Below are 19,258 nucleotides of genomic sequence, written 5' to 3'. Positions count from 1 at the left end.
GTGATGTGCGCGTCGTCCGCGGTCGACGCGAACGTGGGCTGAACGACGCCAACGTGGCTGAACGACGCGGATACCGGCGGAGGCCGCGGATGCGACAGTGCCGCCCCACGAGGACGTGGGGCGGCACTGTGGTCAGCGGTGGGAGTCAGTCCACCGAGAAGGCCGAGTCGATGATCTCGGCCTGCTCGACGGCGTGCACCTTGGCCGAGCCGGACGACGGCGCGGCCATCGCCCGACGCGAGATCCGGCGCAGCCCGGACAGCATCTCCGGCAGCAGGTCCGGCAGCCACAGGCCCAGGAACGGCCACGGGCCCTGGTTGGCCGGCTCCTCCTGCACCCAGACGAAGTCCGTGGCGTTCGGGTACTGCTCCAGCGTCCGCGCGAGGCGGCGGTGGGGCACCGGGTACAGCTGCTCCAGGCGGATGATCGCGATGTCGTCGCGACCCTCCTTGGCCTGCTTGGCGGCCAGTTCGTAGTAGAGCTTGCCGGAGACCAGCAGCACCCGCTTGACGGCGTTGCGGTCGCCGCCGCCACCGGCGCCGGTGATGTCGCCGGCGAAGTGCGGATCGTCGCGCACCGACAGGAACTTGCCGTCGGTGAACTCCTCGATCGGCGAGACGGCGGCCTTGTTGCGCAGCATGGACTTCGGCGTGAAGACCACCAGCGGGCGGCTGATGCCGTCGTGCACGTGGCGACGCAGCAGGTGGAAGTAGCTGGCCGGGGTGGACGGCAGCGCGACGGTCATCGAACCCTCGGCGCACAACTGCAGGAAGCGCTCGATACGGCCGGAGGTGTGGTCCGGTCCCTGGCCCTCGTGACCGTGCGGCAGCAGCAGGACGACGTCGCTGCGCTGGCCCCACTTGGCCTCACCGGAGCTGATGAACTCGTCGATGATCGACTGCGCGCCGTTGACGAAGTCGCCGAACTGCGCCTCCCACAGCACCAGGGCGTCGGGGTTGCCGATCGCGTAGCCGTACTCGAAGCCGAGGACGGCGAACTCCGACAGCGGGGAGTCGTAGACCATGAACCGGCCCGGGCCGTTGGGCGCCAGGGTGTTCAGCGGGGTGTACTCCGAGCCGTTCTGCCGGTCGATGAGCACCGAGTGGCGCTGGGTGAACGTGCCGCGACGGGAGTCCTGGCCGGACAGACGCACGGTTAGGCCCTCCTCGACGAGCGTGCCCAGAGCGAGGAGCTCGGCGAACGCCCAGTCGACACCGCCCTGCGTGGACATCTCGTGGCGACGCTCTAGCACCGGCTTGACGCGCGGATGCGGGGTGAAGCCCTCGGGCACGTTGAGGAAGGCGTCGCCGATCTTGGTCAGCGCGGCCTGCGGCACCGCGGTCACCAGCTTGACCGGCAGCTGCTGGTCCTCGGTGATCGGCGGCGACGGCTCCGGGCGGAAGCGGTCGAGTTCCTTGACCTCCACGAAGACCCGCTCGAGCTGGCCCTGGTAGTCGCGCAGGGCGTCCTCGGCCTCCTTGGTGGAGATGTCACCACGGCCGATCAGCGATTCGGTGTAGCTCTTACGGACGCTGCGCAGGTTGTCGATCACGTCGTACATGGCCGGCTGCGTCATCGAGGGGTCGTCGCCCTCGTTGTGGCCGCGGCGGCGGTAGCAGACCAGGTCGATGACGACGTCGCGATGGAACCGCTCGCGGTAGTCCACGGCCAGCTGCGCGGCCCAGACACAGGCCTCGGGGTCGTCGCCGTTGACGTGGAAGACCGGCGCGCTGATCATCTTGGCGATGTCGGTGCAGTACTCGGTGGAGCGCGAGTACTCCGGTGCGGTGGTGAAGCCGACCTGGTTGTTGACCACGATGTGCACGGTGCCGCCGGTGCGGTAGCCGTGGAGCATCGACAGGTTCAGGGTCTCGGCCACCACGCCCTGACCGGCGAAGGCGGCGTCGCCGTGCAGCATGAGCGGCAGAATGGCGAACTGCTGATCCTCGCCGAGCATGTCCTGCTTGGCGCGGACGATGCCCTCCAGGACCGGGTCGACGGCCTCGAGGTGGCTGGGGTTGGCGGTCAGCGAGACGTTGATCTCGTTGTCGCCGAACATCTGGTAGTACTTGCCCTCGGCGCCGAGGTGGTACTTCACGTCGCCCGAGCCGTGCAGCTGCGCGGTGCCCAGGTTGCCCTCGAACTCGGTGAAGATCTTCGAGTAGGGCTTGCCGACGATGTTGGCCAGCACGTTCAGGCGGCCGCGGTGCGGCATGCCGATGATGACCTCTTGCAGGCTGTGCTCGGCGCTGCGGTCGATGACCGCGTCCATCATCGGGATGACCGACTCGGCGCCCTCGAGGGAGAAGCGCTTCTGGCCGACGTACTTGGTCTGCAGGAAGGTCTCGAAGGCCTCGGCCGCGTTCAGCTTGGACAGAATGTACTTCTGCTCGGCCACCGGCGGCTTGGTGTGCTTGACCTCGACCCGTTCCTGCAGCCAGTGCTGCTGCTCCGGATCCAGGATGTGGGTGTACTCGACGCCGACGTGGCGGCAGTACGCGTCGCGCAGGATCGCGAGGACGTCGCGCAGCTTCATCTTGTCCTGGCCGTGGAAGCCGCCGACGTTGAAAGAGCGGTCCAGGTCCCAGAGGGTGAGGCCGTAGGTGAGCACGTCCAGGTCCGGATGCGCGATCCGGGCCTCGTTGTCCATCATCAGCGGATCGGTGTCGGCCATCAGATGGCCGCGGCTGCGGTAGGCGGCGATCAGCTCCAGGACGCGGGTGTTCTTGTCCACCTGGCCCTCGGGCATGTCCCGACGCCAGCGAACCGGCTCATAGGGGATGTGCAGGGCGATGAACAGCTCGTCCCAGAAGGCGTCGTCGAGCAGCATGTGGTGGATCGTGCGCAGGAAGTCGCCGGACTCGGCGCCCTGGATGATGCGGTGATCGTAGGTCGAGGTGAGCGTCATCAGCTTGCCCACGCCCATGTCGGCGAGCTGCTCGTCGCTGGCGCCCTGGAACTCGGCGGGGTATTCCATGGCGCCGGCGCCGACGATGGTGCCCTGGCCCGGCATCAGGCGGGGCACCGAGTGCACGGTGCCGATGGTGCCCGGGTTGGTCAGCGAGACGGTGACCCCGGCGAAGTCGTCCGCGCCGAGCTTGCCCTGGCGGGCGCGACGGACGATGTCCTCGTAGGCGTCCCAGAACTCGCCGAAGGTCATGGTCTCGCAGCGCTTGATGGCGGCGACGACGAGCGTGCGGTTGCCGTCCTTGCCCACTAGGTCGATGGCCAGGCCCAGGTTGGTGTGGGCCGGGGTGATCATGTTGGGCTTGCCGTCGATCTCGGCGAAGTGACGGTTCATCGCGGGGAACGACTTGATCGCCTGCACGATGGCGTACCCGAGGATGTGGGTGAAGCTGACCTTGCCGCCGCGGGTGCGGGCCAGGTGGTTGTTGATGACGGTGCGGTTGTCGATCATCAGCTTGACCGGGATGGCCCGAACGCTGGTGGCGGTGGGGACCGCGAGGGAGGCCGCCATGTTGCGCACGATCGTCGCGCCGGGACCGCGGATGATCTTGGCCTCGTCGGTCGCGGCCTGGTTGGCGGGCTTGCTCGACGCTGCGGTCCGGCTCGCACCGGCGGCGGCCTTGGTGGCGGCGGCCTCGCGGGTCGGAGCGGTGTTGCGCGGGGCGATGCGCTCGGGCTCCTGATCCAGCGTCAGCACCGGCTTGGCGGACGCGGGCGTCGTGACCGGGGCCTGCGCGGCCGCCGGAGCGGCGGCGGACTTACCTGCGGGTGCCTGACCGGCACCGTTGAGGTCGGCGGGTTTGTAGTTTTTCAGCAGTTCGTGCCAACTCGGATCGACCGAGTCGGGGTCGGTCTGGAAGCGCTGGTACATCTCCTCCACCAGCCACTCGTTTTGTCCGTAGTCGGTGTCGGATGGGGAACTACTCACAGCGTTGTCTCGCCTCTTAGGTATATCCGGTGTGGGTCTGCGTCACGGTCGGACACGTGAACGTGGTAACGACGGGTCCGACCAACTTTCGATGGTACGCGTTCGCGCGACGTCGTCACCCCGTTCTTCCCAGTCAACGTCCCCTACCGGCAGGTAAGTGGTCAGAATCACCCGGTGGTGGTGGACACAGGCGCCTCCTCGGGGGCGACGCCGGCCGCCCAGAGTCGGGCATATGCGCCATTAGCCGCCAACAGTTCCTCGTGCGTCCCGAGCTCGACGATCGCGCCGGACTCGACCACCGCGATCCGGTCGGCCCGCGCGGCGGTGGCCAATCGGTGGGCCACGATCACGCTGGTGCGCCGGCGCGCCAGCGCGGAGCCGGCGGCCAGCACCTGTGCCTCGGTGGCTTGATCGAGGGTGGCGGTGGCCTCGTCGAGCAGGATCAGCTCCGGTTCCACCAGTTCGGCGCGGGCCAGGGCGATCAGTTGGCGTTGACCCGACGACAGGCTGCGGCCGCGTTCGGAGATCGCGAAGTTCATGCCGCCGGGCAGGTCGGCGATCATGCGCGCGGCCCCGACCCGGCGCGCGGCCTCGGCGATCGCGGCGCGGTCGGCGTCGGGTCGGCCGTAGGCGATGTTCTCGGCGACGGTGCCCGCGAACAGGTGCGGTTCCTGCGGAACCACGCCCAGCCGCGCGCGGTACCGGTGCAGATCCAGTCGCCGCAGGTCGGCGCCGTTGTAGGTGAGGCGTCCGCGGACGGGGTCGTAGAAGCGGGCCAGCAGCTTGACGATGGTCGACTTGCCCGCGCCGGTCGGACCGACCAGGGCCAGCGACGTACCCGGCGGCAGCTGCAGATCGACCCGACCCAGGGCGTCGGTGGCCGCACCCGGGTAGGCGAAGCCGACGGCCTCCAGGCGCACATCGGCGCGGCCGGCGGGGACCGGCACGTGCGCGTCGCCGGCTTCGACCAGCGAACTGGGGGTGGCCAGCAGGTCGCCGATGCGACGCAGGCCGACGACGGCCTGCTGATAGGCGTCGAAGACGCTGGTGAGTTGCTGAACCGGGCCGAAGAGCATGGCGAGATAGAGGACGAAGGCCACCAGGGTGCCCGCGGACAGCCGCCCCGACGCGATCTGCGCCGCACCGAGCCCGATGGCCCCGGCCGCGGCCAGGTCGGCGCAGAACATGATGAACGGGAAGTACACGGCGACCGCGCGCTGCGAGGTCATCCGCGCCCGCACCCAGCGATCGCAGAGGGCGTCGAACCGGGCGCGGGCCACGGCGGTGTGCCGGTAGGCGCGGGTGGTGCCCAGGCCGGCGATGTTCTCTTGGAAGTCGGCGTTGACCGCCGAGATCAGCTCGCGGGTGCGGGTGTAGGAGCGCCCGGACACGCGCCGGAACCACACGGTGGCCACCGCGAGGATCGGGAAGACGGGCAGAACCAGCAGCCCGAGTCGCCAGTCGGTGATCAGCAGCGCGCCGAAGACGCCGAAGACGGTGAGGACGGCGACCGCGGCCGAGGTCAGGCCGCTCTGGATGAACCCGGACAGGGCGTCGACGTCGGTGGTCATCCGGGTCATGATCCGACCGGACAGTTCACGCTCGTAATAGTCCAGGCCGAGTCGCTGCAGGTGCGCGTAGCTGCGGATCCGCAGGCCGTAGAGCACGCGTTCGCCGGCGCGCGCGGAGATCAACGTGTTGAGCGCACCCACCAGCGCCCCGGCCAGCACCAGCGCCAGACCGATCGCGAGCGCCGTCCACAGGACGTCGGTGCGCCCGGAGGTGCCCGCGTCGAGCACCATGCGGGCCAGGGACGGGAAGCCCAGACCGATGAGGGTGTCCAGCACCACGGCGCCGAGCACCACGGCCAGCAGTCCGCGGACCGGACGCAGGATCTGGCCCAGGGAGAAGTCGGGGCGCTCGCGCCGCTGCAGGTCCACGTCGACGTGCGGATCCTCGTCGGCGGGCGGGAGGGCCGCGACGGCGGCGGTCAGTTCGGGGGTGGCCGCCATCGCGCCGAGGGCGCTGGACATGTTGCCGCCGCCGCGGCCGGTGCCCGGCCGGGCGGGCGGCGGGGCGACGGCGGCGCGCGCTGCAGCCGAAGCCTGCGGCGTCGGAGGGTGCTGCGACTCGGGGCGCCACAGCTCGTCGAGGCCGATCTGCTGTTGACGGGCCACCGCGGCGGCGGCCCGCTCGTCCTGCTCGGTGGTGCCCGGCAGCGCCATGAGTTCCCGGAAGCGCGGACTGCGGTCCTCGAGTTCGGCGACGGTACCCGCGTCGACGACCCGGCCGCCGTCGAGGACGACGACGCGGTCGGCGATGGCCAGCGTGGACCGGCGGTGGGCGAAGACCAGCATGGTGGTGCCGCGCTCGCGCAGGTGGCCGAGGATCTGCGCCTCGGTGACCGCGTCCACCGCCGAGGTCGCGTCGTCGAGCACCAGGACGCGCGGACGGGCGTAGAAGGCGCGGGCCAGGGCGATGCGCTGGCGTTGACCGCCGGACAGGGTGAGGCCGCGTTCGCCGACGCGGGTGGCGAAGCCGTCCGGGAGGGCCTCGATGAAGGCGGTCGCGGCGGCCTGGTCGGTGGCGGCCCGCAGCTCCGGGGTCGCCGTCGCGGGCGCCGGCAGCGGGCCCAGCGCGACATTGGCGGCGATGGTGTCGGAGTACAGGAAGGGCTCGTCGAAGGCGACGGACAGGGCCGAATGCAGGGCATCCGGTGCCAGCGCGCCCACCTCGTAGGCGGTCCCGGAGGCGTCGACCAGGGCCACCGAGCCGCGGTCGGGGCGGTAGCCGCCGCCGAGCAGCGCTGCGAGCGTCGACTTGCCCGAGCCGGGGCCGCCGACCACCGCCACGCATTCGCCGGGGGCCGCGGTCAGGTCGACGTCGGACAGCACGGTGCGGTCGCCGTGCGCGAAACCGACGCCGGTCAGGGCCACCCCGAGCGGGCCGTCGGGCAGGACCGCGTCGTTGGCGAGCGCTTCGTCGCGGGGATGGTCGATCACCTCGAACACCCGGGAGGCCGAGGCGCCCGCCAGCTGGGCGCTGATCACCAGGTTCGTCAGGATCCGGGCCAGGCCGGTCATGGTGGCCAGATAGGTGGAGAAGGCCAGGAAGGTGCCCGCGGTGATCGCGCCGGTGTAGGCGAGCCACCCGCCGAGGACGATCACGGCCACCATGCCGAGCTGGGGGATCGCGGCCATCGTCGGGGTGAACCGCGCCGCCAGTCGTGCGGCGCGCAGACGCAGGCGGTAGAGGGTGCGCCCGAGCGCGGCGAGTTCGTCGGTGGCGCGTTCCTCCTGCCCGAAGCCCTTGACCACGCGCACTCCGGTGACCGTCTCCTCCACGTGTCCGGCCAGGTCGGCGGCCGCCTGCTGGGCCGACCAGGTGGCGGCGAACAGGCGCCGCCGACCGCGGTAGGCGACCAGGGCGACCAGCGGGATCACGGTGAGGGCGACTACGGTCAGCAGCGGCGACAGCCAGGCCATGATGCCGATCGCCAGCACCACCTGCACGGCGCCGCCGAGAGCCAGCGGCGCCATCGCGAGCAGGCTCTGCACCACCTGCAGGTCGGAGATGGATCGCGAGACCACCTGGCCGGTGCGGATCTGTTCGTGGGCGCGGCCGTCGAGGTGCAGCAGCGTGTCGAGCATGGATCGGCGCAGGCCGTCCTGCACCACGATCGACAGCTTGCCCGCGGTGAGTCGCCTGCCGAACTGGCAGCCGTAGCGGACCACGGCGGCCACCACGAGCGCGACGACCAGGATCGACAGCGCCACGCCGCCGGTGGTGGCGCCCGTCGCATGGTCGATGGCCGAGCGCGCCAGCAGCGGCGTCACCAGGTCCGCGGCCACCGCGCCGAGGGTGACCGCGGCGGTGACCAGCACCAGCCGTCGGTGGACCAGAACGCGCGCAGCCAGTTGCGCGAGCCAGCCCGTCAAAGGCGCCGGACCGTGTCGACGACGTGGCCGTCAATGTCCCAGAAGCGCGGCGGCGGACCGAAGGCCTCGCGGGCGTTGCGGAGCACCAGGGTGCCCAGTGCGCGGTTGCCGGCGCCGCCCACCGCGGCCCCGATCCCGCCCGGGATCAGCTTGCCCGCGAGGATGGGCGCGCGCCGCAGCGCGAACTTCTTCACGAGCTTGCCGGCCAGCATGCGATTGAGCGAGGACAGCCGGCTCGCCGAAACACCCGGTCCGGCCAGGCGCGCGATCGCGTCGGTGCCGCGGGCACCGGCCACCTTGCCCAGCGCGGCGATGCCTTCCTCGCCGAGCGCCACCGACAGCACCAGGGCGCGTCGGCGCTCCACCTCGTGCGGGGAGATGCCGTGGACCTCCGCGGTGGCCAGCGCCAGCAGCGCCGACGCCTCGATGAACAGGGCGGTGTCGGCGGACAGCGCGGAGATGGCGGTGATGGTGCCGATTCCCGGAATGGAGGCGGCCGCCCCCACCGCGCCACCGGAGACGGTGACGGCGTTGAGGTACTGGCGTTCCAGGCGGCCGATGAGCTGTTCGGGGGAGTCGTCCGGGTGCTTGGCCCGCAGGCGTGCGACGTACTTGGTCACGGCGGGCTCCTGCAGGCGGTGCGCCTTCTCCAGGATCTTGGCCACCAGGCCGACCGCGCGGGAGTCGCCGGCCGGGGTCGGCAGCGGGGCGGAGGCGTCGACGACGTCGGTACTCGAGTGCACTACGACGGCGTTCTTCTTTTTACGCAACATGTTCGGCTCCCTTTCTCACGTGACCCGGCGATGGGGCCTTCGGCTGCGACGAGCGCGCAACTGCATTCCAACACCGCGACCGGTGATACCCGTTCGGCGGGTGTGCTGCATCACGGCATCGGCCGGTTTCGGGTCCACAGTAGGCGCGCGCACGCCCGGGTGCGACCGCGCCCGCGGCGCCGGCCTGACCGGAATTGTCGGTACCGGCTCCTACGATCGACTCGACGAGCCGATCGAGAAGGAAAGAGGGCCGACGATGACCGCCCCGCTGTTCGACCTGCCCGAGGACGCCGCCGAACTCGGCACCGCCGAGCGCGGTGCCGTCCGCGCGGAGGCCGCGCCCGCGCCCTCGCGTGCGAGCGAGCCGGGGGCCGACCGGGAGGTCACGTTCCTGCACACCGCCGATTGGCAGCTCGGAATGGGACGTCATTTCCTGGGCGGTCAGGCCCAGCACACGTACGACGCGGCCCGCGCCGACGCGGTCGTCGCGATCGGCGCGCTGGCGCGGACGGTCGGCGCGGAGTTCGTCGTGGTCTGCGGCGACGTCTTCGACGACCCGAAGGTCAGTTCCCGGATCGTCCGGCGGACGCTGGACGCGCTCGGCGACTACTCCGTGCCGGTGTACCTGCTGCCCGGCAACCACGATCCGCTCGATTCGACGTCCATCTACCGCAGCGAGACCTTCGTGCGGGCCTGCCCGGACAACGTCCATGTGCTCGACCGTGCCGGTGTGGTGCGGGTGCGCGACGGCGTGAGTCTGGTGGCCGCGCCGTGGACCAGCAAGCGCCCCGAGTCGGACCTGGTGGCCGATCAGTTGGGCCGCCTCGCGCCCGCCGACGATCTGCGCATCGTGGTGGGCCACGGCGGCGTCGATCAGTTCAGCCCGGCCGGCGACCCGGCTATCGTCTCGACCAGCGGATTGCAGACGGCCGTCGACACGGGCCTCGTCGACTACGTGGCGCTCGGCGATCGTCATTCGGTCACCTCCCTCGGCGACTCCGGCCGCATCTGGTACTCGGGGGCGCCGGAGGTGACCGACTTCGATCACGTCGAAGCCGACTCCGGGCAGGTCCTGGCGGTCACTCTGCGACGAGGCCGGGAATCGGCCGTCGCGGTCGCTCCGCATCGGGTAGGGAAGTGGAGGTTCACCACGATCATCAGCGACGTCAACGGGTCTGCGGACCTCGCGACGCTGCGTGCGCGGTTGCAGGCACTGCCCGACAAGTCACGGACCGTGGTGAAGCTGGCCCTGGTGGGCACGCTCGGGGTGGCCGAGGCGGCGGCGTTCGACGACCTGTTCGCCGAGTTCGGTGAGCGGTTGGCGGCCCTGTGGATCTGGGAGCGCCATCACGATCTGACCGTCGTCGCCGATCCGGCCGATGTGGCCGAGCTCGGCCTGACGGGTTACGCCGCGGCGACGGCGGAGGAACTGGTGGGGTTGGCCGGTTCGGACGACGCCGCGCAGGCGGCCGCCGCGCACAGCGCACTGTCGTTGCTGTTCCGGCTGGCGGGCGCGACGGGGTCCGGCGCGTCGCGATCCGGGGTGTCGGCATGAGAGTGCATCGGTTGCGGCTGAAGGACTTTCGCGGTGTCGCCGAGCGCGAGGTGGAGTTCGCCGCGTCGGGCATCACCGTGGTGGAGGGCGCCAACGAGGCGGGCAAGTCGTCGATGATCGAGGCGCTGGACCTGCTGCTGCAGATGCCGGCGAGTAGCAAGCGTGCGGCGGTCAAGGCGGTGCAGCCCTCGGGGCGCGATGTCGGCTCCGAGGTCTTCGCCGAGATCAGTTGCGGTCCGTGGCATTTCGAATACTTCAAACGCTTCAACAAGCGTGCGGAGACCTCGCTGAGGATCTTGTCGCCGCACCGTGAACAGCTGACCGGACGCGAAGCCCACGAACGGGTGGAACAGATCCTGGGTCAGTCGCTGGACAACTCGCTGTACCAGGCTTTGCGTCTGATGCAGTCCGGCGCACCCGATCTGGGGCGACTGACCGACTCGTCGGCGTTGGCGCGAGCACTGGATCGCGTGGCCGCCCCGGTGGCCGACGCGGACACCGATGGCGACGGTGACGCTGACGGCGCCGCGCTGATCGCCGCGGTCGGCAAGGAGTACTCGCGGTACTTCACCGTCAAGACCGGTCGCCCGGCGGCCGAACTCGCGGCGGCCGTCGCCGAGGCCAAGCAGGCTCGGGCGGAGGTGGACGAGCGGGAGCGGCAACTGCGGGGCGCCGAGGAGGCGGCGGCGGAACTGCCGGAGGTCGAGCGGGCCTACCGGCAGGCCACCGACGCTGAGGTGCACGCGGGGGCCGCGCTGGCCGAGGCGGGTCGACGGGTGGCCGACGCCGAGAAGGTGTCGGCCGTCGTCGAGCAGGCCCGGGAGCGGGCCAAGCGGCGGGAGATCGCGGTGGGCGTCGCCGAGCGGGACGTCAGCGATCGTCTGTCGGCCGAAACCGCGCTGGCCGAACTGGACCGGCAACGAACCGCCGACGAGGCGATGAGCGGCGAACTGGGCGCGAAGGCCGCGGCCGCGGAGACGCGGGCGGCGGCCTCCTCCGAGCAGGCCGCCGCGGTGCGCGATGACCTGGCACGGGTGCGGACCGAACTGGACGGTGCGGTGCGTGCGGCGCAGGCCGAGGTCGATCGAACCCGGATCGCGACCATCGAGAAGGCCCTTGCCGACGCTGCCGAGCTGGCGGTACGGCGCGCAAGCCTCGTCGAGGTGATCGCGGCGAATCCGGTCACCGCCGAGCACGTGAAGCTGGCGACCAAGCTCGACCGGGAGATCGTGGCGGCGCAAGCGCGCGTGGAGGCGGTCGCGGCGACCGTGGAGGTGACGCCGTCCGGCGAGGCCGATGTCCTGGTGGACGGCACGTCGATCGCCGGCGTCACCGCGTTCAGTGCGGTCGGCGAGACCGTCGTGCAGGCACCCGGGGTGCGCGTGGTGGTGCGCGGCGCCGCCGACACGCAGGTCTTGGCGCAACGTCTGACCGAACTGCGGGACCAGGCCGCCGAACTCACCGCGGCGTGCGGCGTCGAGAGTCTGGAGGAGGTCGCTGCGCGGGCGCAACACCGCACGTCGGCGCAGCGGGATCTGCGCGAGGTCGACGACGCGCGAGCGCGGGTGCTGGCCGGATCCAGCGAGCAGGCGTTGTCCGCCGAACGCGACCGCCTGCTCGCGGGGCTGCCGGTCGAACCGGCGGCGCACGGCCTGCGATCGGTGGCCGACCTGCGGGCGGTCGTGGCCGCACTCGAGGCCGATCTCGCGGGCGCGGAGCGGCAGGTCGCCGCCGCGCAGGCGGAGGCGGCCCAGATGCGGGCACGCATGGAGGTCCTGAACGAGGCGGTCGCACGCAGCACGGACAGTGCGCGGCAGCGCCGCGCCGCGCTGCTGGAGAGTCGGGCGCAGCACAGCGATGAGGCCCTGCGCGGCGCCCTGATCGCGGCGCGGGACTCCCACCGCGAAGCCCTCGCCGCGGTTGCCGAGGCCGTCGCGGCCGCCGCGCACCTCGACCTGGCCGGATTGCAGGCCGAGGCCGCCGAAGCGCAGCAACGCCTGGACCGGATCGCCGGCCGGGCCGCGGCGCTGCGGGATCAGCGGACCCAATTGCGCACCGTGCTGGAGCTGTGCCGCACCGAGAACCGCCTCGACGACCTGGCGCAGGCGCGAGCAAGTGCCGAGGCGGCCGAGAACGCGCTCGCGCGGGTCACCGAACGGGCCGAGGGTGCGCGGCTGCTGTACACCTCGCTGCACCGGAACCGGGCCGAGAGCCGGTCGCGACACATCGCGCCGTTCACGCGGCGCCTGGAGGAGCTCGCGGTACCCGTCTTCGGCGAGTCCGTGCGGTTCGAGGTGGGCGAGGACTTCACGGTCGCCAGCCGGACCCTCGACGGGGTGACCGTCGACGTGGAGGCCCTGTCCGGGGGAGCGCGTGAACAGCTCGGCCTGATCGCCCGGCTGGCGTGCGCCATGATCGTCGACGAGAACGACGGGGTGCCGGTGATCCTCGACGATGCGCTCGGATACTCGGACCCGGATCGGTTGGCCTCGATGGCGCAGGTGCTCGGCGCCGCCGCCGGCGACGCCCAGATCATCGTCCTGACCTGCACACCCGACCGTTACGCGGCCGTCGACGACGCCACGATCGTCGCCGTCTGAGAGGGGCGACGCGCGCCCAACTCGGGGCCGGTTTTGGGGCCGCGACCGGCCGTGCGCTAATGTTGCTCTCGCCCCAATGAGCCCCCCTAGCTCAGGGGATAGAGCGTCTGCCTCCGGAGCAGAAGGTCGCAGGTTCGAATCCTGCGGGGGGCACAAGGAACACGCTGGCCAGGACCGATTTCGGTCCTGGCCAGGGTTGTCTGTGCGGTCGGTGGGACGGAAGTGGCCGCGAATTCCTCCGATCGGAGGCTTGCGGCGAGTGGGAAGAATGTCCCCGAATCGGTTGCCCCCGGCATCTGCTCTCGGTAGCGTCGGAAATACCGGTGCAGCTTGTGCCGGTCGTCACGGCGACTCGACTAGGGCCGAACGAACGGCACCGTCGTCGCGATGATCGATACCGCGGGATGTGACCGTCGAGCAACGACGGACTGCTCCGCGCGGTGTCGAACCGATCCCGCCGTTGCCCGACGCTCTCCTCGACAGAGACGACGAACGTCCCTCTAGTCGAAGTAGCGGGTAGCGCCATCGCCTTCGGCGAGTGCTTCGGTGGGGGAAGGAGTCCCTGCGATGAGCACCACCGATCAGCACCGATACACGGAGGCGACGACCCTCCTGGCGGAGCGGGCCGACTGCGGCCTGGGCGACCGGCACTGCGAGCGCCTCCGCGATCAGACGATCGTCGTGTGCCTGCCACTCGCCGAGCACATCGCTCGCCGATTCAGCGGCCGGGGAGAACCTTTCGACGATCTGGAGCAGGTGGCCCGGGTCGGTCTCATCCGGGCGATCGATCGATTCGACCTGGGGGCGGGCTCGAGCCTGCTGTCCTTCGCGGTGCCGACGGTGATGGGCGAGGTCCGGCGTCACTTCCGGGACCGGACACCGACGATCCGGGTGCCACGCCGCTCCCGTGAACTGTACGAACAGGTGAAGATCGCCCGTGCGGAACTCGCGCAGGAACAGCAGTGTGAGCCCACCGACGAGGCGTTGGCCGACCGTCTGCAGACCTCTCCGGCTGCCATTCGTCAGGCCGTCGGGGACTGTGCGTGCGGTGCGGCGATCTCACTGGACGCGACCGGCCCGAGCGAGAGCGAAGCATCGGGACTGGCCGAGCGATTGGGCGAACCGGATCCGGGTTACGGCGCCGTCGAGAACACGCTGGAGTTGGATGCGGCGATTCGTCGGTTGTCCGAGCGCGACCGCCGCATTCTGGGGCTCCGGTTCTACGAGGGCATGACGCAGCGGGAGATCGCCGATGAGGTCGGTCTGTCGCAGATGCACGTCTCGCGGCGCCTGCGCCAGACGCTGGACCTGCTCGGTACCCAGCTGCGGACCGAGGGACGCGCGGTTTGACGGGCGCGACGGCGGGGTAATCGTTCGCTATGACGTCAACGGGAAGAACTGTGCACTCGGCCTGCGGCATACGGCCGCGTGGACCACTGTCGAAATCGATCGCCACGGCGCTCCGGGATCGCGCTCGGCTAGCGGCACCGGTGGACGCCATCTCGGACGCGGATCCCTGGGGCGACGACCTGCAACTGGCCCTATTGCTGTGCCAGGAGTTGCACTATCGCGCCGACCTCGCCCGCGGGGTGCCCGATCGGGAATGGGAGCCGGAGATCGTCGGGTTCCGACGGCTGCTGGAGGATCGCTTCCTGGCCGCGGTCCAGGCGGAGAGCGCTGCGGCCGCCGAAGGACTGGCCGACGACGACGTCGATGCCGAATTCGAGGCGCTCCTGCGGGCCGACGGCACCGGCGGACTGTCCGATCATCTGCGCACCAGCGGTACTCGAGAGCAGTTCGCCGACTATTTCGCGGGGCGCTCGCTGTACCACCTCAAGGAGGCGGATCCGCACGCGTGGGTGATCCCGCGGCTGCCGTCGGCGGCCAAGGCGCCGTTCGTGGCGGTCGAGTTCGACGAGTACGGGGGCGGTCGTCCCGAACGCGTCCACCAGAGGCTGTACGCCGAGCTGCTGTCCGAGTCGGGCCTGGACGCGACCTACCTGGGCTACCTGGACGCCGCACCGGCCGCGGTGATCGCCCCGGTCACCCTGATGACCGCGCTGAGTCTGCGGGGTAGTCGGCGCGGTGCGACGGTCGGGCACTTCGCGGCCACCGAGGTGACCTCTTCACCGGGGTCGGCGCGTCTGGTGGAGGGGCTGGAACGGCTCGGCGCACCGGCGGCCGCCGTCCGCTTCTATCGCGAGCACGTCGAGGCCGACGCGGTACACGAACAAGTGATGCGGCACGAGGTGGTGGCCGGGCTGTTGGAGGCCGCACCGGATTCGGCGGCCGACATCGTGTCGGGCATCCGTGCCTTCGGCGTGGTGGAGGATCGCTTGGCGGCGGCCTACCTGGGCGCGTGGCGGGCCGGCACGACGCTCATGCGGAGCTGAGCGGACCGGTCATCGACGGATGGATGGGCACCGGTCACCGGCGTCGCGGACGCCGGTGACTGGTGTCGCAGAACGGCTTGATCTTGGAGCGACCGCAGGCGCACAGCGCTACGCGGAAGCGATCGCAGTGAATGATCTCGCCGTCGTGCTCGATGTCGATCGGGCCGTCGACCAGCACCGGACCACCGCGCACCAGCCGGATGCGGCCGCTGGGGGCCGTCGACCCGGCCCGACGGGCATTGTCGTTCACCGCTGACGCCCGGGGCGCTCGGCCAACAGCACCGTCAGAGTTTCGGCGTCGTCCTGCGGGCTCAGGAGTCCGTGGTCGATCAACCACCGCTGCCGCGCTCGCAACACCGGGCCGAAGGGCACGCGACGCTCGCGCAGCACGCTGGTGCGAAAGCCTCTGGCCTCCAGCAACTCGCGGGTGCGGTACGGGGCGGCGAGCGCCGACTGCACCAGGAGCAACCGCCCGTGCGGTCGGAGGAGTTCCTCGGCGCGCGCGCAGAGCCGATCGAGCACCGCGCGCCCGTCGGGGCCCGCGTCCCACGCGTGGGCGGGCCCGACCGGGGACGGACAGAGGTCCGGGGTGTCGGGCGCGGGGACGTACGGTGGATTGCAGGTCACCAGGTCGAAGCCCGCATCGTCGACGAAGTCGGAGACGTCGGCGCGTATCGCGGACCAGGACACCCCGGAGGGAGCCAGCGCTGCCGCTGCTCGCACGGCGTGTGGGCACATGTCCACCGCCACCACCTCGAGCGCACCGCGCGCGGCCGCGGCGGCGGCGATCGCGCCCGAACCGGTGCAGAGATCCAGGACCCGTGCGCCCGCCGGGGAGCACTCGTCGAGAGCGTCGATCAGCAGTGCAGTGTCGGCCTGAGGCTGATAGACCAGCGTCGGGTCGGTCGAGCGGGCGGCGTTCTGCGTCACCTCGGGCACGGTCATCGGCGATTCTCCGGCCCGGAATGCGGATGGTGCCGCTCGTAGGTGGCGGCCTCTTCGGCCGTCACCTCGGGGAGTAGGGGATCGTGCTGCGCGCGGTCGGCACCGTCGTGCGCGGTCAAGGACCGGCGACTGGCGAACAGACACACCAGGGCCGCACCGCCGACGACGACGGTCGCGACGATCCACGGCCACAGCATCCAGTCCAGGACGCCGGCGACGATAGTGACGGCCACCAGGCCGAGCGCGGCCAGCAGGAGCATGAATCCCACGGTTCCCAGGATCTTCGGCGCGCGGGAGGCCGCCGTCGGCACACGACGGCGACGACCGAACCGATCCGTTCGCCGCTCAGCGCGTGAATGGGCATCCATGCCGGGGGTCGGCTCGTGACGGCGCGGGCGAGGAGCGATGGGCATGCCGCCACCCCCGTCTCTTTCCGGTGCTCGAGGGGTGGTGCCGCGGAGTTTGCCGGAGGCTTTCATCATCGTCCCTTCTGTGGCGATTGCGGGGGCCAAGCTAGTCATTCACGGTTACCCCGGCCGGGGCGCGGTGAAACCCGGCCGATTCCGGCAGCGTGGAAAGGGGAAAATGTGCGCCCGTGCGTCCCGTCGGGCTTACCGGGAAAACGGGCAATCTACCTAGCCGTCGAAAAACGGACAACAAATCGCCTAGGTTGGTGATGCCTGCGGTGATCTGCGCCGCAGCTCAGGGAAGGCGGTCGTACAAAGATGTCGTCGGGTGCGGGGTCACAGGGGGCGGCGGACAAAGTCAACCACTGGTCGAGAAAGGCCGGGCTCTCCTTGCGGCCGTGGCCGGGGCGGGCACCCGGCGGGCTGCTGTTGCGCGGCGTGATCCAGGTGGGGCTGGCGGGCGTGCTCATCTGGTACGGACTCGGTCTCCTGCGCGACGGCGACATCAGCGGCATGGGGGATCAACTCCAGGCCCTGCGTGGTCTGGTGGTGATGATGGTGATCGTGGTGGCGTTTCTGGGGATATCCGGTGCCGCCAAACTGATCGTTGGCGCGATCGACCTGGTGCCGCGCAAGCAGGTGGCAGGCCGCGTGGTGAGCGTGCACGACCGCAAGTTCGGCGACATCCTGCCGGAGTTCGTTCAGCACTGGCTTTTCGCCAAACGTCATTCCGGCTTGGATCGACGGCAGTGGCGCCACGAGGTGGTCCTCAATACCCCCGACGGCTTGCGGCAGTGGACCGTCCGCAGTTCGCGCGTGCGAGACGGCCTCGTTCTGGACGAGCACGTCGTCCTGTCGGTCAGTCCGATCGTCGGCTACGTGGCGAAGGTCGAGCCGGGCCGCGCGCCGGGCTGAGGTTCCCGCGTATTCGTCAGACGTCCATTCCGGCCCGAAGTGTTCGTTGAAGATGTGCCTGTGAATAACCTCGTCGAACACGAATCAATTGTCGGTAGTCCGGTGTAAAAGCCATCTATTGGCGGCCTTCTGTCTGCACAGTCCCGTCTCGGTATTGCGCAGTCGTCCGGTCTTCCTGTCCCATTCGGTGATCGGTGAAAAAGAGTCTTCGGAACAGGTGTTCTGCGTTTGTTCGACGGTCGATATCGACCCCCGGAATTGTCGTAGGCATGCGATAGATTCATCCCAGAAAGTCGGGGAGGGGGTGCATGATGAACGGCCTCGAAGAAGATCGCGGAACGCTCGAGGACGCCCGACTCACGCAGCCCCTCGCAGGTCTGTCCGTGGCTCAACTGCTGGCCGTGCACGACGCGGCCGAACGGCAGCTGAGTACCGCGAATCTGGCCGGGCAGTCGGAGACCGACCTGCTCGACGTGCTGGAACTGCGGGAGCGGACCCGGCGGCGCGGCGAGGTCTTCGATGCCGCGCTGTATCTGGAGATCGTCGAACGACGGGCGGAGGTCACCGCAGGCTTCGTGTCCGTTCATTCTCTCTACGCCCGTGGGGTACGGCTCGGCGACGGCGAAGCCCGCCGTCGCAAGGTCACGGCCGCCGGGATCGGACGATTCACCGCGATGACCGGCGCGAAGCTGGATCCGGCGCTGACCGACAGCGCCGCGGCAGTGGCCGACGGCACCGTCGGCGCCGAACACGTGGCCGTGATCGCCCAGGCGATGGGGCGGCTGCCCGCGGCCGTGACGCAGGAGGACCGGGTCAAGGCCGAATCCATGCTGGCCGCGGCGGCGCGTGAACTGCATCCATCCGACCTGGTCGCGGTGGGCAACCGCATTCTGGCCTGGCTGGATCCGGACGGCACCCTCACCGACGATCGCGATCGGCGTCGGCGCCGCGGCTTTCACGTGCAGCCGCAGAACCGGCAGATGATGAGCAAGGTCCGGGCGCTGCTCACGCCGCTGCTGCGCGCCAAGCTCGAAGTGGTGCTGCACCAGCGGGCGGCCCCGGGGATGAACAACCCCGACGATCCCGAGTCTCCCCGCGGCGCGGGGAGACCAACCGGGGCTGGACCCCGCGGTCCTGGCCGCCGCGGCCGCCCGCGACGATCGCCTCCTCGGCCAGCGCCAGCACGACGCTCTCGAAGCGCTCTGCGACTGGGCCCTGGCGTTGGCCGGTCAACCGGCCCCCGAGCGCATTCCGTCGCAGGTGGTGGTGACCGTGACCGACGAGGACTTGGCACGCCAGGCAGGCATCGCATGGACGGCCACCGGTACTCGGCTACCGATCTCGGATCTGGTGAAGCTGGCCGCCGACACCGTGCCCTATCTGGCGGTGTTCTCCGGCGCCACCGGACAGTGCCTGCACCTGGGCCGTGCACGGCGTTTCGCCGGCCCCGCCCAACGCCTGGCGCTGTTCGCGCGCGATCGCGGCTGCACCGGCCCGGGCTGCTCGGTGCCGTTCGCGCGGACCGAGGCCCATCACATGCCCGACTGGTCGCGCGGTGGGCGCACCGACATCGACGCCCTGGGCGCCGCCTGCGGCAGGCACAATCGCAGCGCGGGCGACCAGCGTGGCCAATGGGAATCGGTGATCCTCGAACGCGGGGAACGGGCCGGCCGCGTCGGCTGGCGCGCCGCCGGTCGCGGCGGTGCCTGGCAGGTCAACCCGGTCTTCCACCCGGAGCAGTTCGCGCCGCATCGGGCGCGCACCCAGACCGACGAGGAGTCGGGCGAGGCGTCCGATCATGCGTCCTCGACGGAGAATCGGGTGATCTGACGCCGGG

At 70.6% G+C, this 19,258-nt stretch carries 12 protein-coding genes, 1 tRNA gene and 1 pseudogene; 8 read left to right on the top strand and 6 right to left on the bottom strand.

Annotation, left to right across the window (positions count from 1 at the left end; all coding sequences use genetic code 11):
* Positions 1–145: 145 nt before the first annotated feature.
* The 3 genes from ACFFJD_RS01365 to ACFFJD_RS01355 form a co-directional block, all read right to left on the bottom strand.
* Positions 146–3,895, bottom strand: a complete 3,750-nt coding sequence (locus ACFFJD_RS01365; protein ID WP_382359770.1) for a multifunctional oxoglutarate decarboxylase/oxoglutarate dehydrogenase thiamine pyrophosphate-binding subunit/dihydrolipoyllysine-residue succinyltransferase subunit — start codon at positions 3,893–3,895, stop codon at positions 146–148.
* A gap of 167 nt (positions 3,896–4,062) precedes the next feature.
* Complete coding sequence (locus ACFFJD_RS01360) at positions 4,063–7,833, bottom strand: ABC transporter ATP-binding protein (RefSeq protein ID WP_382359767.1); 3,771 nt, start codon at positions 7,831–7,833, stop codon at positions 4,063–4,065.
* Positions 7,830–8,603 carry a hypothetical protein gene (locus ACFFJD_RS01355; protein WP_382359877.1) on the bottom strand — a complete coding sequence of 258 codons (774 nt, stop codon included), beginning with the start codon at positions 8,601–8,603 and terminating at the stop codon, positions 7,830–7,832. Before ACFFJD_RS01355 ends, ACFFJD_RS01360 begins: the two co-directional genes overlap by 4 nt.
* A gap of 259 nt (positions 8,604–8,862) precedes the next feature.
* On the opposite strand from ACFFJD_RS01355, the gene ACFFJD_RS01350 reads away from it, so the two are divergent.
* The 5 genes from ACFFJD_RS01350 to ACFFJD_RS01330 all read left to right on the top strand — a co-directional run bounded on the left by ACFFJD_RS01350 (position 8,863) and on the right by ACFFJD_RS01330 (position 15,154).
* A complete protein-coding gene (locus ACFFJD_RS01350) occupies positions 8,863–10,161 on the top strand; it encodes a metallophosphoesterase family protein (RefSeq protein WP_382359764.1) in 1,299 nt (432 codons plus the stop codon).
* Positions 10,158–12,761, top strand: a complete 2,604-nt coding sequence (locus ACFFJD_RS01345) for an AAA family ATPase (protein WP_382359761.1) — start codon at positions 10,158–10,160, stop codon at positions 12,759–12,761. Before ACFFJD_RS01350 ends, ACFFJD_RS01345 begins: the two co-directional genes overlap by 4 nt.
* Positions 12,762–12,841: 80 nt before the next feature.
* Positions 12,842–12,914, top strand: a tRNA-Arg gene (locus tag ACFFJD_RS01340).
* A gap of 414 nt (positions 12,915–13,328) precedes the next feature.
* Positions 13,329–14,111 carry a sigma-70 family RNA polymerase sigma factor gene (locus tag ACFFJD_RS01335; RefSeq protein ID WP_382359758.1) on the top strand — a complete coding sequence of 261 codons (783 nt, stop codon included), beginning with the start codon at positions 13,329–13,331 and terminating at the stop codon, positions 14,109–14,111.
* Positions 14,112–14,251: 140 nt separating this feature from the next.
* Entirely contained in the window at positions 14,252–15,154 is a 903-nt protein-coding gene (locus ACFFJD_RS01330; protein ID WP_382359755.1) for an iron-containing redox enzyme family protein, read from the top strand.
* A 34-nt stretch (positions 15,155–15,188) separates the two neighbouring features.
* Here ACFFJD_RS01330 and ACFFJD_RS01325 read toward each other — a convergent pair whose 3' ends face one another.
* Genes ACFFJD_RS01325 through ACFFJD_RS01315 form a run of 3 tightly spaced genes read right to left on the bottom strand, consistent with a single transcriptional unit; the run spans position 15,189 to position 16,359 of the window.
* Positions 15,189–15,404, bottom strand: a complete 216-nt coding sequence (locus ACFFJD_RS01325; RefSeq protein WP_382359752.1) for a CDGSH iron-sulfur domain-containing protein — start codon at positions 15,402–15,404, stop codon at positions 15,189–15,191.
* Positions 15,401–16,099, bottom strand: coding sequence for a HemK2/MTQ2 family protein methyltransferase (locus ACFFJD_RS01320; RefSeq protein WP_382359749.1), 699 nt, complete (start codon positions 16,097–16,099; stop codon positions 15,401–15,403). The genes ACFFJD_RS01325 and ACFFJD_RS01320 overlap by 4 nt, the downstream gene beginning before the upstream one ends.
* On the bottom strand, positions 16,096–16,359 hold the full coding sequence (locus tag ACFFJD_RS01315) for a hypothetical protein (RefSeq protein ID WP_382359874.1): 264 nt from the start codon (positions 16,357–16,359) through the stop codon (positions 16,096–16,098). Before ACFFJD_RS01315 ends, ACFFJD_RS01320 begins: the two co-directional genes overlap by 4 nt.
* Before the next feature lie 465 nt (positions 16,360–16,824).
* Between ACFFJD_RS01315 and ACFFJD_RS01310 the strand changes: the two genes are divergently transcribed.
* From ACFFJD_RS01310 to ACFFJD_RS01300, 3 genes and pseudogenes are all read left to right on the top strand, one after another.
* A complete protein-coding gene (locus ACFFJD_RS01310) occupies positions 16,825–17,421 on the top strand; it encodes a hypothetical protein (RefSeq protein ID WP_382359746.1) in 597 nt (198 codons plus the stop codon).
* Positions 17,422–17,729: 308 nt separating this feature from the next.
* Positions 17,730–18,479: pseudogene (locus ACFFJD_RS01305) on the top strand (DUF222 domain-containing protein); the annotation flags it as partial.
* A gap of 22 nt (positions 18,480–18,501) precedes the next feature.
* The gene (locus tag ACFFJD_RS01300; protein ID WP_382359871.1) at positions 18,502–19,251 is read left to right on the top strand and encodes an HNH endonuclease signature motif containing protein; all 750 of its coding nucleotides are present in this window, start codon (positions 18,502–18,504) and stop codon (positions 19,249–19,251) included.
* Positions 19,252–19,258 lie beyond the last annotated feature (7 nt).

Origin of the sequence: Gordonia phosphorivorans, from assembly GCF_042432625.1 — a bacterium.
Classification (GTDB): domain Bacteria; phylum Actinomycetota; class Actinomycetes; order Mycobacteriales; family Mycobacteriaceae; genus Gordonia; species Gordonia phosphorivorans.
Note: the sequence above shows the minus strand (reverse complement) of the source record. Positions and strands in the feature narration are given on the sequence as shown.